This is a genomic window from Brevibacterium aurantiacum, assembly GCF_003932995.1.
In the GTDB taxonomy this organism is placed as follows: domain Bacteria; phylum Actinomycetota; class Actinomycetes; order Actinomycetales; family Brevibacteriaceae; genus Brevibacterium; species Brevibacterium aurantiacum.
Map to the genome: position 1 here is coordinate 3,631,504 of NZ_CP025333.1, position 12,169 is coordinate 3,643,672.

10 protein-coding genes, 1 pseudogene and 1 riboswitch are annotated in these 12,169 nt (G+C 62.4%); of the genes and pseudogenes, 5 read left to right on the plus strand and 6 right to left on the minus strand.

Annotation, left to right across the window (positions count from 1 at the left end; translation table 11 throughout):
- The first annotated feature begins 46 nt into the window (after positions 1-46).
- Entirely contained in the window at positions 47-646 is a 600-nt protein-coding gene (locus CXR25_RS16770) for a LysE/ArgO family amino acid transporter (RefSeq protein WP_009884314.1), read from the plus strand.
- 80 nt (positions 647-726) lie between these two features.
- Positions 727-1,449 carry an AAA family ATPase gene (locus CXR25_RS16775; protein WP_009884315.1) on the plus strand — a complete coding sequence of 241 codons (723 nt, stop codon included), beginning with the start codon at positions 727-729 and terminating at the stop codon, positions 1,447-1,449.
- A gap of 37 nt (positions 1,450-1,486) precedes the next feature.
- Here CXR25_RS16775 and CXR25_RS16780 read toward each other — a convergent pair whose 3' ends face one another.
- Both CXR25_RS16780 and CXR25_RS16785 read right to left on the minus strand, forming a co-directional pair.
- Positions 1,487-3,664, minus strand: coding sequence for a YhgE/Pip domain-containing protein (locus CXR25_RS16780; RefSeq protein WP_009884316.1), 2,178 nt, complete (start codon positions 3,662-3,664; stop codon positions 1,487-1,489).
- A gap of 94 nt (positions 3,665-3,758) precedes the next feature.
- Complete coding sequence (locus CXR25_RS16785; protein ID WP_009884317.1) at positions 3,759-4,601, minus strand: ATP-binding cassette domain-containing protein; 843 nt, start codon at positions 4,599-4,601, stop codon at positions 3,759-3,761.
- 234 nt (positions 4,602-4,835) lie between these two features.
- Between CXR25_RS16785 and CXR25_RS16790 the strand changes: the two are divergent.
- Both CXR25_RS16790 and CXR25_RS19410 read left to right on the plus strand, forming a co-directional pair.
- Positions 4,836-5,669, plus strand: a pseudogene (locus CXR25_RS16790) (tellurite resistance/C4-dicarboxylate transporter family protein); the annotation flags it as partial.
- A gap of 74 nt (positions 5,670-5,743) precedes the next feature.
- Positions 5,744-5,941 (plus strand): SLAC1 family transporter, encoded by a 198-nt coding sequence (locus tag CXR25_RS19410; protein WP_404801853.1) that lies wholly within the window; start codon positions 5,744-5,746, stop codon positions 5,939-5,941.
- Between the two features lie 180 nt (positions 5,942-6,121).
- Here the strand turns inward: CXR25_RS19410 and CXR25_RS16795 are convergent, their stop codons facing one another.
- The 4 genes from CXR25_RS16795 to CXR25_RS16810 all read right to left on the minus strand — a co-directional run bounded on the left by CXR25_RS16795 (position 6,122) and on the right by CXR25_RS16810 (position 10,667).
- Positions 6,122-7,585, minus strand: a complete 1,464-nt coding sequence (locus CXR25_RS16795) for an integrase core domain-containing protein (RefSeq protein WP_241211545.1) — start codon at positions 7,583-7,585, stop codon at positions 6,122-6,124.
- Positions 7,586-7,936: 351 nt separating this feature from the next.
- Positions 7,937-8,512, minus strand: a complete 576-nt coding sequence (locus CXR25_RS16800) for a DUF805 domain-containing protein (RefSeq protein WP_226824330.1) — start codon at positions 8,510-8,512, stop codon at positions 7,937-7,939.
- A gap of 266 nt (positions 8,513-8,778) precedes the next feature.
- Entirely contained in the window at positions 8,779-10,089 is a 1,311-nt protein-coding gene (locus CXR25_RS16805) for an MFS transporter (RefSeq protein ID WP_125240798.1), read from the minus strand.
- A 101-nt stretch (positions 10,090-10,190) separates the two neighbouring features.
- A complete protein-coding gene (locus tag CXR25_RS16810; protein ID WP_125240799.1) occupies positions 10,191-10,667 on the minus strand; it encodes a MarR family winged helix-turn-helix transcriptional regulator in 477 nt (158 codons plus the stop codon).
- Positions 10,668-10,833: 166 nt separating this feature from the next.
- A riboswitch (FMN riboswitch) is annotated at positions 10,834-10,962 on the plus strand.
- A 114-nt stretch (positions 10,963-11,076) separates the two neighbouring features.
- Between CXR25_RS16810 and ribD the strand changes: the two genes are divergently transcribed.
- Positions 11,077-12,156: a bifunctional diaminohydroxyphosphoribosylaminopyrimidine deaminase/5-amino-6-(5-phosphoribosylamino)uracil reductase RibD gene (ribD, locus tag CXR25_RS16815; protein ID WP_096157630.1), complete on the plus strand. Its 1,080-nt coding sequence runs from the start codon at positions 11,077-11,079 to the stop codon at positions 12,154-12,156.
- Positions 12,157-12,169 lie beyond the last annotated feature (13 nt).

Below are 12,169 nucleotides of genomic sequence, written 5' to 3' on the forward strand. Positions count from 1 at the left end.
GATTCTGTTGTTTTTCTTATCCGCCTGCGCGCCATAGTCTTTTCGAGTGCTCACTCATCTCGTCAGCGGAACCCTCGCCGGTTGGTCGCTCATCATCGCCGTCGGTCCGCAGAATGCGCTCGTCCTGCGGCAGGGAATTCGGCGTGAGCATCTCGGCGTGGTGCTCACGATCTGCATCCTCGCCGATGTGCTGCTCATCGGAGCTGGCACGGTGGGCATCGGTGCGATCGTGCTGCTGGCTCCGTGGGCTCTGGAGATTCTGCGGTGGCTGGGTGTGGCCTATCTGCTCTGGTATGCGTGGGGCAGCCTGAAATCTGCGCGCGAGGCATCGGGGCTCGAGGCAGATACGCATCAGCGCAGCCTGAAGTCCATCATCGCGACGACCCTGGCACTGACGTTCCTCAATCCTGGGGTCTACCTCGATACCGTCGTCATGCTCGGCAATCTGGCGAATCAGCAGGGGCCAGGAGGAGCGTTGCCGTTCACGATCGGGGCGATGCTCGGATCTCTCACCTGGTTCCTCGGCATCGGCTACGGCGCCCGTGGGCTCTCGCGCTTCCTTGCAAAGCCGCGGGTGTGGCAGGTTCTCGACGTGCTCATCGCCGTGGTGCTGGTGATCTTGGCCCTGCGGTTGGCGTTCGGGTAGAAGTTTAGCTGTCTTCGCCAGCCGCCTCGGCGACGTTGCCCGGAATTGTCATGTCCGTGCCGACGTCTACATTCGGACACATGGATTCCCGGGTAGATCTGCCGCTGCGATCGGTGACCAAACATGCACACTCCCCGCCAGAGCTCAGCCCTTGGCTGCGTGAGCTTCCTGCTGTGCATGACTTTCTGGACGGCTTTGAGTTCGAGCGCACCACCGTCTTCGTCGGTGAGAATGGCTCAGGCAAGTCAACGCTCATCGAAGCGCTGGCCACCGCTCTCGACCTCCCGCACGGTGGCGGCACGGGATGGGAAGTGCGCGACCACGCTGAGGAGGTTCCTGAGCTGAGCGAGCACGTGCAGATCGTGCGCGGTGCCGCTTCGAAGCGCGGCGCATTCTTCCTCCGCGCCGAAACTATGCACGAGAACATGGCCTACCTGATGGAGATCGGCGCCATGCGCGGCCACCACTACTCGCAGCAGTCACACGGCGAGATGTTCATCGAGATGCTGTCAGGGAAGTTCATGGACTTAGGGCTGTGGGTTCTCGACGAACCGGAGAGCGCACTGTCCTTCACTGCTTCGCTGACGCTCCTGCAGCTCATCCGAGAGCGAGATCGCGCGGGGCTGCAGACCATCATGGCCACCCACTCCCCCGTCCTGGCCCGGGCCGAGGGAGCCAAACTCGTCGAGGTCGGCGAGTGGGGGCTGCGCGAATCCACATGGGACCGTCTCGATATGGTCGATCACTGGAGGCGATTCCTCCATGAACCTCAGCGGTACCTGAGATATTTCGATGACGATTGACCACCTCGGCGAGGGATGGGTCCAACGCTCCGGAACCTTAGAGCGACAGGCTCGGGTGGAGCTGGGTCAGCGTGACCATCCGTTTCCGGCCGCAGACGAACATGGTTGCCACCAGACAGATCGCGGTCATCAGCAGCAGCACGACCGCCGACTGCGCGGCGATGAACATGTCCCCGCCGGCGATCAGGGTCCGCAGACCGTTGACCGCGTGGGTCATCGGCAGGAACGGCGAGATGATCTGGAAGATGCTCGGCGCCGTCTGCACCGGGTAGGTGCCTCCCGCCGAGGCGATCTGGACCATGAGGAGGACCAGGGCGACCAGTCTGCCGACACCTCCCAAGGCCGCGACGCAGAGTTGGTGGACCGCGTGGAAGCTGGCCGCTACGAGCATCGAGAACAGCAGGGTCCATATCCAGCTGCCTGCGGAGAAGTCGAGGGCGAAGGTGAGCACTCCATATAGCACCGCGACTTGGGCGACTCCGAACAGGATGCCGGGCACGTAGCCGGCCCACGCGATGCGGGAGGACTTCGCCGATGACATCAGCGCGCGATACGGAATCGCGTTGATGACCATATAGGTGATCATGCCGCCGATCCACAGGGCCAGGGAGACGAAGAATGCAGCCAGGCCCTCACCGTAGGCGTCCACAGCATTGTCCTTGAGTTTCTCGGCGTCGACAGGCACCGCAACGACATCCGATCGGTTCTCGCGATCAGACTTGTCATAGGTCGGGATCTGTTTGAGCCCGTCGGCGAGCTTGTCGGCGAGTTCTCCCGAACCATCGACGAGCTTATTCGCACCCTTGTCGAGTTCGTCGGAGCCGTCAGCCAGCTGCGAGGATCCGTCCTTGAGGTCGGCGACACCGGTCTTGGCCTTCTCGGTGCCGTCCTTGAGCTGGATGACGCCGTCGTTGAGGTCGCCGGCGCCCTTGGCCAGGTCTCCCGCACCGGCGTCGAGTTTGATCAGTCCGGAGTGCAGGTCATCGGCCCCGGTGGCCACCTTCTGCGCCCCATCGTCGAGTTTGCCGATCTTCTTATCGGCTTCCCTGATCTTGCCCATGACGTCATCGACGGCGTCCTTGACCGGATCCTCCAGATCCTTGGCCTCATCTGCGGCCTTCGATGCCCGCCCGTGGGCTTTGTCGAGATCCCCGCCGAGGTTGTCCATGTCGTCAGCGAGTTTCTGCACATTCGGGTCATCGGGATAATCTTCACGCAGCTGTGCGACCCGGTCGTCCATATCGCCGTTGACCGTGTTCCGCGCCGAGTCGAAGTCGTCTTCCGCCTGGTTCAGCTTGGGGCGTGCTCCCTCGACGAGGTCGTCGGCGCGATCGCGCAGGTCCTCGGCTTTGTCCGTGGTCTCGTCCGCGGTGTCGCGCAGCTGCGAAGTTCCATCGGCGACCTGTCCGGCCCCGGTCGCCAGTTTCTTCGAACCGTTCTTCGCCTCGGTGGTGCTCTTGGCCAATTTGTCGGCCCCGGTCTTGAGGTCTCCGCTGCCCTTTTCGAGCTCTCCTGCTCCCTCATCGAGATCGCCGATTCCGGTCTGCAGCGTCCCTACTCCCTTGTCGAGAGTATGCGCGCCGTCGGAGAGTTCGCCCGTCCCCTCGTGGAGGTCGGTCGCGCCGTCGTTGAGCTGGGAGGCGCCGTCGACGGCCTGCTCTGTCGAGGAGTGGATGTCGTTGAAGCCGAGGTAGACCTCGGAGACGTATTCGGCCGTCGTGGTCTCGTTAAGTGCTGACTTGATCTCGTTGAGGATGGTTCCGGCCATCTGTCCGACGATGAAGTTGTGTGCATCGTCGGTGCGCAGGTTCAGTCCTGCCTGTTCAGGGTCGTCTCCCCCGGTTGAGACCAGACGCTTCGAGAAGTTCGATGGGATCTCGAGGACTGCGAAGTACTTGCCTTCGGCCAGGCCGTCGTTGGCCTCCTTCAGCGAAGTTTCCTGCCAGTCGAATCCGCCTTCGCCTTCGGGAGTGATCTTGTCGACGAGCTCGTCGCCGGCCTGGAGCTTCTCGCCGTCGGAGTTAGGTTTCTCCGCGCCTTCATCGGTATTGACCACGGCAGCCTGGAGCTGGTCAAGGTTGTCCGTCGGGGCCCAGTTCGAGGCCAGGTACAGTCCACCGTAGATCGCGGGGATGACCGCGACGACGATGATCGCCAGGCGAGTGATCGTGTGTCGTTTGAAACGGCTGAGCTCGAGCCAAGGCAGAGAGAACATCGAAGAAGCACCTTATTGTCGTCGACAGATTCGAAAAGCTGGTGGAAGCGGGCCACGGTCCGAGTCGCCCACCTCGGTGACTGAGTCCGGCGACTCAGTGGCGGGGATGTTGGGTGAGCTGCAATGTGCTCACCGAGGTGGGTGAGACCTCCGTGGACAACGCGTCGAGGACGAGGTCGACATCGGAGGAGTCCTCGCAGGACGCGATGACCGTGAGTGGATGCTCGGGATCGCGTTTGCGGCGCAGCTCTTGGTAGATGAGGATGGCCGCCCAGGCGCGGGCACGGTCTTCGCGCTCGCGCAGATAGTCGATGTTGTCGAGGACGACGACCGGTGCCTGAGCGAGACTGGCAAGGCCGAGCTCAAGGAGAAACTTCTGCAGCTCGGTGAGCTCGGAGACGAAGGCCTTGCCCTCGTCGTCGATGAGGAAATCGGCGTCCTTGGCATCAGATGTGGAGAAGTTGCCCTCGGGAAGACGGTCGATCACCCCGGTGGCGGAGGCGAAGGTCTCGCGGATGACGTCGATGACCTCGCGCAGGGAGGACTTCGAGACCCAGGGTTTGTACCAGGGCTGGAGCATGATCAGCCGTTCGGCGATGTGCTGGGCGAGAGTGAAGTCGTTCTCGAGGTCGGTGAGACCGGCGATGTGGCCGACTGTGACCTGCTCGCGGACGAGGCGAGGCTGTTTACGGATGTCGAGTTCGCCCACATGCCCCTCGCCGGAAGTCACGCGCATGCGTCCAGCGATCGAGAGCAAGAGGGATGTCTTGCCGGACCCGGCAGCACCTTGGATGATGGCGACCGAACCGCGCGGGACGTCAAGGTCGAGGCCGGAGAACACGTCCCCCTGCTTTCCCGACAGCCCCCATCCGCGAAGACTGACGTGGCTGACCGCCTGCTCCGTCTCATCGACGAGCGTCTGCGAAGTGCTCTGCATTCCTGTTGCCCCCAAAGTGTGCGACTCTGTCGACCCATTGCGCTGGCCGATGACGCGGGGAACGCGGTTCAGGCATGCTCCACTGCCAAGCACATTACGCCACATAGGCTCGCACGGAGCCGTTCCGTCTGACGCAGGTCAAGTCACTCATGAGTAACTATAGTGCCGAAATTGCTTACCGTCTTCAAAATGCGGCGAATGTCTCCAATCCCACAAAAAGTCGATAATGGAGAAATGAGCAACGGACAGACGAACTTGGCACACCTGCAGACAAGGTGGGGGCTGAGCCCGGGGACGGTCACACCAGGATGTTTCGCGTCCGTCATGGCCACCGGAATCATGTCCGTCGGCGCACACCTCAAGGGACTGACCGCACTCTCAACGATCCTTTTCTGGCTGGCCGTGGTTCTCTACGTCTTCTTCCTCTCGCTCGTCATCTGGCGTGCCTGCGTGCACAACGAGGAGCTGCGTGCCGATCTCCACAATCCGTCGAAGGCCTTCGGGTTCTTCACCTTCGTCGCAGCCACCAATGTCCTGGCCACCGCTCTGGAGGGCCAAGCACATTTCCGCGTCGCCCTCGTCGTCTTCAGCGTCGGCCTCATCGCCTTGCTGATTCTGGGCTACCTCATCCCGTTCTCCGCCGTGCTCGGCTCATCGAAGTCTCCCATTCTCACGCAGGTCAACGGCACCTGGTTCGTCTGCGTGGTTGCGGCTCAGTCAGTTGCCGTCGCCGCATCCGGGCTGATGGCACACCTGCCAGCCCCGGAGGCTGCGTCTGGCGTCAATCTCAGCTCCGCCCTTGCCGTCATCGCTGTCATCGCTTGGAGCGTCGGCATCGGGCTCTACCTCCTCTGTGCCGCCTTCGTCGGGATGAGGGCGCTGCTCCACCGCATCGGCCCGGAGGACCTCGATGCCCCGTACTGGGTGATGATGGGCGCACTGGCGATCTCAGTGGTCGCAGGTTCGAAGATCCTCGAGGGTGGGACTGCGCCGATCCTTGCGGCGACGACCGTCATCATCGCGGGCGCCTCGGCGATCCTGTGGTCGATCTCGACCTGGCTCATCCCAGCACTAGTCATCGCCGGCCTGTGGCGACACTTCGGACATCGCATCCCCTTGGGTACTCGGCCGGGCTGTGGAGCATGGTCTTCCCACTGGGGATGTACTCCGTGGCGAGCACGAACGTGGGGACGGTCGACGATGTGCCGATCATCTCCTGGATCGGCGCTCAGTGGTATTGGATCGCGCTGGCAGTCTGGGCGATCGTCTTCGCCGCGATGGTGTGGTCATTTGTGAAGTCCATGAGCGCGAGGGGGTCTTCTGGCGTAGCGGCGGGGTGAGGGCGTTGCTACGAGGGCGGCGTCGCCGGGAGCAATACGCCCAGTCAGCTTCACGCCCTACATCTGCACCAGTAGGTTTTAGTAGCCCCAGGTCGCAAATGTCGAATCCCCCGGGTTTGTTTACAACCTCTTTCATGACTTCGTTGACAACCAGTCTCACCACATAACTGACGGATGGTTTCATGACTTCTCTGACAGGTCCTCGTTCATCACTTCGTTGACACTTCCGCCCTCGGCTCGACCATCGTGCGAGGCGTAATGCTTCGCGGCGTAGGTGCGTTGTTTGTCCAACCACGACGGTTTCGGATCCCGAATCCTCGCGCCCCGCACCTGCCACAGAAGAATCATCCGCCCGGTGACCTCCGCGACGTCCAACGGCATTGGGAACCCGATCGATTCCCCACCATCACGAGTATCGAAGAGCATGTACTCCGTGTCCGTGAGCACCGGGGCATACGTGCCGACCAGATGAGTGGGCACTTTGATGATCTTCCCCTGCAAATAGATCTGCGGGTTCGCCTTCGTCACCACCACTTGGTCCGGCAACGGCCGCAGATGCCCGCGCACTGTGTGCTGCCGGTCCTGGCCGACAAGCTCAGCGGTGGCGGCGGTTCTCGTGTTCTTGGCCTTGTAGGCCAGCGCGGTCGCAACGAGGTCCGTGTGCGGAATCGGAGTCCCGTCCGAGGGACGATGCTCCGCGGCCTGCCATGCCTGACCTGGCCTCATCGACCCCGGCAACGATTGGTGAGGCCGATGATGGTTGTAGTGCTTGCGGTAATCGACGAGCAAATCCTGGACGGCGTCCAATGTGACCGGCTTGTGCGCGGTGAGGAACCGCTGCAGAGTCTGGTGTGACCGTTCGTCCTTGCCCTGGGTCGTCGGTGACCGGAACTGACCAGTGATCGCCAGACATCCGCGATCAGCCAAAACACGTTGCAACTGGGTGACCGCGCCCTGCCGGGAGAGGTTGAACGCCGCCCCATTATCCGACAACAGTTCCTGAGGCACCCCGTAGGCGTCGAGCGCGGTCGACACTGTTGTCACGGCGTCGTCGCCGTTCTCCGGCCGACCGTACGCGCTGGTCCCCACATCCATACGGGTCGAATCATCGATGAGCTGATAGATCGTGACCTTCGTACGCAGGGCCGTATCGTCGTGGTCGAAGAGTCTGAACTCGAAGGCGTCGAGTTGCCACAGTTCCATCGCGGCTGCGCGCTGGAACCGAATGTAAGACGTTCGGGGACGCTTCTTCGGGTTCTTCGCCACGACACCGGCGTCTTTGAGGATCCGGGCGATCGTCGACACCGATGGAATGCATTCGTCGGCGAAGAGTGCTTCGTCGACGACGGTGAACCAGATGGTCTTCGGACCGGCATCCCAGCCCGAACTGCTCACACGCTCCCGGACGTCGAGGACGATGTTGGCGGTGTCGGTAGTGAACGTGCGGGCTGGCTTCTTCGGGGCGCGTGAGCGAGGGTTGAGCGCCGCGTTGCCTTCAGCGGCGTAGCGGTCGCGGACCTTGTAGAACGAGGGTCGGCTGATGCCGTGTGTGCGGCAGAATTCGGAGATCGATGGGCTTGCTGGGTCGGCGGGGTCGTAGGAGATGATCTGGCGGCGAAGGGCAGATGAGAGCGATTTCGACATTCCCCGATTCTCACGGGGCTGCTACCTGTTAACGAAGTCATGGAATCGGTTGTCAACGAAGCCGTGAGAGAGATGTAAACGAACTCCTGAGACATGACAGCCCCAGGTCGCAAAGTGAAACTAGCTGTATGAGGTAGCGGGAACGGTGCGACTTAGCAGGCGAGGTGCGAAACGGCGCTGAGCGTATGAATTGGCGTGTACGAATCGGCGAAGCAACGCCTACGACGATGCTCAGGCTGTTCCCGCACAGCAAAAAGCTGCCGCATGCAGGGTATGCATGCGGCAGCTTCAGTTCGTTTGAGGCCCGGGCTCTGCGATCAGAGCCCCGCTCAGACGAGAACGTTCAGACGATCAGACGTCGAAGCGCTGGCCCTCAGGCTTGGAAGGCAGGAGCTCGAGGACGAACACGATGAGACCGCCGACTCCGGGAATGAAGCTGAGGAAGAAGAACGGTCCGGCGAAGTTCGCGTCGTGCAGGCGACGCCACGTGATCGCCAGGTTCGGGATGATCATGGCGAGAGCGATGAGACCGCCGATGACATAGCCGATTCCAGCGATGATCACGCCGGGACCCGACATAGCAGCCTGTGCAGCAGCCGGATCGTAGGGATCGACCATCGCCGCGGAACTAGCCGCCATGATTGCGCCGACAGTGATCAGAATCATTGGAATGAGCTGCACGAGGAAAGCGAACAGCGCCATCCACCAGAACTCGCTGCGCGATGCGCGGCCCGAGAAGTGGGTGTACTTCTTGAAGAAGCGCTTAACGGCCTGGCCGAACGACGCACCATAGAGAGGGAGGGACAGGTCTTCTGGGCTGGCAGCTCCGCGAGGCTGGCCGCCGAATCCACCAGCGCCTGGGCCCATTGCTCCTGGACCTGTGGCACCGGGGCCTGCGGGATATGCGTTGTTCGCGTCGTAGGACATGGTGACCTTCGTGGTAGGAAAAATATCGTCTCTGCACAGGAAGTGCGATATCAATTGTGCTACAGAGTGACCGGAATCCTCGCATTCGCGGTGTTCCAGATCTGGAACGTGAAATGAACAGTGTGTATCTATGGCCCATCGATACCGTTACGGCGATGCCATGACGCGACAGACGCCCGAGAGGATCAAGCCTCTCGGGCGCCATCAACGCTTCGCTTCAGACGAACGCTCGGAACAGGAGATCCCTCTCCCGCAACGCTCTCACCTCAGGCATCGCCTCCAGTGATGGCATAGGCCTCATCGACCGGAGCCTCCTCGATGTGACCATCGACGCGACGCAGTGCCTTCCAAGAGACGCTGAGGACCACGACAGCCAGCAGCACGGTAGCCGCACCGAAGAGGTACGGGGCCCCGACGCCAAGGACTTCGGAGACCGGTCCGGCCACCAGCGGAGCAACGGCGCCGCCGATGAAGCGCACACCCGAATAGGTTCCAGAAGCCACCGGTCGGGGCAGATCGCTGGCTTCCATCGCAGACTCGGTGAAGACCGTGTTGAGCACGCCGAGGACCAGTCCGGCGAGGATAACACAGATGATGATTCCGACGAAGGACTCCACCAGGAATCCCATCACAGCCAGCAGCACAGCCAGTGCGATCAACGCGACGACGAGACTGCGGCGACGCCCGATGCGCTTGGTCAGAAGTGGCGCCCCGAAAACGGAGGTGATTGCCACGCACATGCCCCAGCCGAAGAAGACATAGCCGAGGCCCATGGCCCCGAAGTCCTCGATGCCGGCCTTCGCTGCGGCCGCCTCGACAGGGAATGGACTGTAGGCCAGGAGGATGAAGAAGCCGAAGTTGTACAGCAGTGCGGCGATGCCCAGCACGAGGACGCCGGGACGCGCAAGCGCCCGGAAGGTGGCGCTGAGTTTGATCGGCTCAGGCGCGGTCTTGATGCCGGTGTCCGTCTTCCCTCCGGGCAGCAGGATCACGATGGCGATGAAGCCGATGGCCATGAGGACAGCTGTGCCGAAGAACGGTCCGCGCCACGAGATTCCGCCCAGCAGGCCACCCAGCAGAGGCCCGGTCGCAATGCCGATGCCCAGAGCCGCCTCGTAGAGAATGATCGCTTTGTCGGCACCACCGGAGGCGGCACCGACGATGGTTGAGAGAGCGGTGGAGATGAAGAGCGCGTTGCCCAATCCCCAGCCCGCGCGGAAGCCGATGATCTGGTCGACGCTGCCGGAGATTCCGGCCAGGGCGGAGAACGCGACGATGAGGATGAGGCCGATGAGCAACGTGGTCTTCGCACCGATCCGGGAGGACACGAAGCTCGTGAAGAACATCATGCCGCCGGTGATGAACAGGTAGCTGGTGAACAGCAGCATCGACTGCGACGGGGATGCGTGGAGTTCGGCCGAGATCGCGGGCAGAATCGGATCAACCAGACCGATGCCCATGAACGCGATGACCGCGGCGAACGCGACCGCCCATACTGCTCGTGGTTGACGCAGAATCGATGCTTCCGCGCCCTCCCCGTCTTTCGTCTGTGCTTCATTACCTGGTGACACGCTCATTGCTGTTCCTGCGCACCCTTTCGTCGATAAGTTGTGGTTCGCTGTCGCTTGTCTGATGTGATTCCTCGGCTCGATGTGATTGCCGCCGAGGTGGTTCGTCGTCAGCCGGTCTGCTCGTCGTCTGGCTGAACCTCATCGGCATCCACCGGATGCTGATCCTGCAGGTATTGCGAGACCAGGCCCAGCGCCCGATGGACGCTGAGTCTGTCTTCGGGAGTCAGTGCCTCGAAGTAGGGCTCCATCCGCTCGGCCAGTATGTTGCGATTCTCGGCCAGCCTGGAGCGGCCGGCATCGGTCAACGAGAACTGCGATGCCCGTCGATCGCTCGCACTGGCCTCGCGCAGCACATATCCCGCCTCTTCCAAACGGGCCAGAATCTTCGTCGCAGCCGGCTGGGAGCACAGGTAACCCTGCGCGAAATGACCGACCCGCACGGGTTGGTACTGCTCGACCACTCCGAGGCCACGCAATGTGACCAGGTCACTTTCGTCACCGATCACTCGCCTCAGAGCCCTGGTCAGGCGGGAGGACACGACAACGAGGCCAGAGACGAGCTCCGCCGAATCAACATCATCCATAACTCCGGTATATACCTAAGTTATGTAATTTCGCAAGGGCTACATCCCACCTTCGGAGCTGGCGCTGTTCGGGAGAACGCCCCTGGCGGGACTACGGCAGGGCACCTGCGTTTCTCATGTGACGGACGTCATGGCCGCCTCGGCGAGGTGCGTGCTAATCTGTGGTCACATGTTCCGGGGACGGTGAAAATCCGTACCGGCGGTGATAGTCCGCGAGCCGGCTGCATTCGTGCAGATGGTTGACTTGGTGAAATTCCGAGACCGACAGTCAGAGTCTGGATGGGAGGAGCATGGCGACCGCGGTCGCTGTGAGTCGGTGCATCCCAATGCGCTGTCGCACACGTTCGCACGCTCTGATAGTTGCACCCGCAATATCCTCCCTCCCGGCATCGGCTCGGGAGGTTTTTTCATGCAGGCAGAGTTCACCGAACTCGAAACGACCGCGATGTCCGCGGCCCTGCAGGCTGCGCGAAACGGTCACCGGGGCGCGAACCCGCTGGTGGGAGCCGCGATCCTGACGAGGGACTCGCAGATCGTCGTCGGCCATCATGCTGGTGCCGGCAGCCCCCACGCAGAGGTGGACGCCATCACCACGGCCATCGACCTCGGCGTCGACCTCACCGCCTCCACCCTGTTCGTGACCCTGGAACCCTGCAACCACATCGGCCGGACCGGACCGTGCACGCAGGCGATCATCGATGCAGGTATCCCTGAGGTCGTCTTCGCTCTCTCCGATTCCAACGGCGTTGCCGCTGGCGGTGGAGCCACCCTCGCCGAGGCGGGGGTCCGGGTCCGCTCGGGCCTGGGCCATGACGAATCCTCGGCTCTCAACGCCAGGTGGCGTCGCGCCGTCGATGCCGAGCGTCCGTTCGTCACAGCGAAGATCGCACAGAGCCTCGACGGCATGGTCGCCGCGTCCGACGGGACCAGCCAATGGATCACCTCGGCGGCATCGCGAGTGCATTCACATAAGTACCGGTCCCGCGTCGACGGGATCCTCGTCGGCACCGGAACGGTCCTCGCCGATGACCCCCGACTCAATGCCAGAGGTCCGGGCGGTGATCCGCTGGAATCCCAGCCGGTGCCCATCGTCCTCGGGCTGACGTCCCTGCCTTCGGAGTCCTTCCTCGCACTCAATCCCGACACCGTTCACCTGCGTACACGCGACATCACTGCAGCACTGGGCGAACTGCATGCCCGCGGGATGCGCCACATCCTCGTCGAGGGTGGACCCAGCGTGCTCGGCGCCTTCTTCGCCGCCGGCGTCGTTGACGAGGTCTTCTGTTATCAAGCGCCACTGCTGGTGGGGGCGGGAACATCCAGCTTGTCGGGTCTGGGTACGTCGACCCTGAGCGAGGCAGTCGGCCTGGTTTCCGATGAGACTGCCGAACCTGCCATCACGCAACTTGGCGCCGACGTCCTGCTGCACTTCGTCACCGGCTCGGGCAGCGGTTCAAGCTCCGGCAACACCGACAACTACACCATCTGACTCATCTCCAACT